General features: G+C 69.7%; 2 protein-coding genes. Both read right to left on the bottom strand.

Features of this window, described 5'->3' with window-relative positions:
- Positions 1-137 precede the first annotated feature (137 nt).
- On the bottom strand, positions 138-920 hold the full coding sequence (locus VF468_22395) for an ATP-binding protein (protein HEX5881042.1): 783 nt from the start codon (positions 918-920) through the stop codon (positions 138-140).
- The gene (istA, locus tag VF468_22390) at positions 920-2551 is read right to left on the bottom strand and encodes an IS21 family transposase (GenBank protein ID HEX5881041.1); all 1632 of its coding nucleotides are present in this window, start codon (positions 2549-2551) and stop codon (positions 920-922) included. The genes VF468_22395 and istA overlap by 1 nt, the downstream gene beginning before the upstream one ends.
- Positions 2552-2559 lie beyond the last annotated feature (8 nt).

The following is a 2559-nucleotide window of genomic DNA, read 5'->3' as shown; positions in this document are numbered from 1 at the left end:
GCTTGTCTGAATTACCAAGCTACGTGTCGCGGCCTGCCGAGACGAAAGTAGCCAGAATAGGTCTTTCATTGTCGCTTGCCACGGTGATGGGACCACCGGGTTGCCACGAGGATGGGACCACTTGGCGCTGTTGGTGATCATGACTTGTCTCCTGGGTTGAGGTCAAGGACCCGCGTCTTGTGTCGTTGCCGGTAGGAGGGGCCTTCGACGATCAGGGTGTGGGCGTTGGAGGTGAGCCGGTCGACGGCGGACTGGGCGAGCAGGGCGTCGGTGGTCATGGTGAGCCACTCGGCCGGTTCCCGGTTCGACACCCAGATGGTCGGGTGCTTGCGATGCCGTTCGACGACCAGCTCGTAGAGGTCGTTGGTCTGGGTGGCGTCCAGCGGCCGGAGGGCGAAGTCGTCGATGATCAACATCTCGACGTTGGTCAGGCGCCGCAGCTCGGCCTCCAGGGTGTTGTCGAGCCGGGCGGCGCGGAGCCGGGTGAACAGCTTGTCCGCGCGGGCATACAGCACGCTGTGCCGGCGGCGGATGGCGATGTGGCCGAGGGCGGTGGCCAGGTGGGTCTTGCCCACCCCGACCGGGCCGAGGATCAAGGCCCCGGTGCCGTTCTCGGTGAACCGGAGGGTGGTCAGGTCCGACCACAGGGTGCGGTCGTAGCGGAGGTCGGGCAGGTCATCCCAGTGCTCCAGCCGCATGGCCGGGTCGAGCCCGGCCTTGGCCGCCCGTAGCGTGGCGGAGCGGGTGTTGCGGCGGGTCACCTCGTCGGCGAGTAGCAGCTCGAGGAACGCGGCGTGGCCCATCTGGGTCTGCCGGGCCAGCACCAGCCGTTCGGGCAGGGTGTCCTTCAGCCCGGACAGCTTCAACGTCTTCAAGATCTTCGACAAGTCGGTGCCGACCGGGTCGGTCACCGTGGCCATCACGCGCTCACCTGCTCGTCAGATCCGTCGACGAGGGTCAGCCGGGTGGTCCCGGCACTGGCTGTCCCGGTCCCCTCACTGGCCGTCCCGGTCCCATCGTTGGCGGTCCCGGTCCGGTGGCTGGCCGGATCGAGCGCGTACTCGGCCGGGTCGCGGGCGAATCTGGCCCCGGCCGCCGGCGGGTCGCTGGGCAGGGTCGGGGCGGTGGCCTCGGTCGCCTTGGCCAGCATCGCCTCGATCTTGGCGACCGAGATCACGTCCAGGTCGAGCGCGGTGGAGCAGGCGGCCTCGACCGGGCCGGCCCCGTAGCGGCGGACCATGCCGAGCAGCCGGTAGACCGCCCGCATCCGGGTCCACGGCAGCGGGTCGTCGAGGATCCGTTCGGCGTAGATGCCGATGTTGGTGCCGTGCCCGGCGCAGACCCCGACCAGCCTGGTCAGGTCCCGCAACGCGTAGCTGGTCCGCTCCGCCGGCAGGTCGGCCGGGTCGGTCGAGCGCCGTCCGGGCAGCTGCCGCGGATGAACCTTGACCAGCCGGCCGTTGGAGGAGAGCTTGACCAGCTGGCTGTCGGCGCGGGCGTCCAGGTAGTGCCCGAGGAATGCCGTCGGCACCGAGTACAACGCCTTGCCGACCTCGACATGGAAGTCGCGGTGCACCTTCACCCGGGTGAACGTGGGCAGGTCGTAGCGGCCCGGCACCGGCAGCAGCACACCGGCCTCACGGTCGCGGAAGACTTCCAACGGGCGGGCCTGCAAGGTGCCGTGGATCCGCATCCCCGCCCGAGACAGGCACCACTGTTCCGCCCGGGCCTGAGCCTCGGGCAGGTCGGTAAACGACTCCCCAGCCCAAAACGAGTTCCGGACGAACTGCACGCACCGCTCTACCCGGGCCTTGTCCCGCGGCCGCCGGATCCGGGCGGTGTCGGTGACGAACCCGGCATGCTGGGCATAATCCAGCCAGCCGGTCGACAACCGCGGGTTCACCGCGTCCGCCTCGGTCACCACGGGCCTCAGGTTGTCCGGGATCAGCACCTTGAACACGCCGCCGAAGAACGCCCACGCCGCCTCACATCCGGCGATCACCGCCGCCAGCGTCTGGGCGTAGCTCAACCAGACGAACATGTGCCGCGACACCACCGCAGTAAAGATCAACGCGTGCACCCGGCGCCGCCGTTCGGTGTCCGGATCGACCAGCCACCCCATCCGCCCGAAATCGACCTGGCACTCAACCCCCGGCTCGCCGTCGACCACCGGCACCGTGGTCTCCTTCGGCCGGTAACCGCACCGCTCGGTCGCGAACCGGTGCAACGTGCGATACGGCACCTTGCAGCCCTGCCGGTCCAGCAACTCCCCGATCTTCACGATCGTCAACGGGCGGTCCACGCCCTCACCGGCCACCCACTCGGTGATCTGCTGCTCCCGCGTCAACAACATCTCCCACGGCTGGCCGTGACCGTTCGGGCGGGCCGGCCGGACCGCCGCCACCACCACCCCGAGCAGCGCGTCGTCGACCGCGTCGAATCCCGCCGAACGGTCCAACCCGGCCGCCTGAGCCGCCTCGACGTAACGGCGGGCGGTCTTACGGTCCACCCCCGCTCGTTCAGCCGCGGTGCGGGTCCCGGCCCCGTCCAGCCAGGCCC

Source organism: Actinomycetota bacterium, assembly GCA_036280995.1.
In the GTDB taxonomy this organism is placed as follows: domain Bacteria; phylum Actinomycetota; class CALGFH01; order CALGFH01; family CALGFH01; genus CALGFH01.
Note: the sequence above shows the minus strand (reverse complement) of the source record. Positions and strands in the feature narration are given on the sequence as shown.

Excerpts from the sequence above, each read along its gene's own strand:
- VF468_22395 (HEX5881042.1), bottom strand. The coding sequence starts at position 920 with ATGGCCACGGTGACCGACCCGGTCGGCACCGACTTGTCGAAGATCTTG.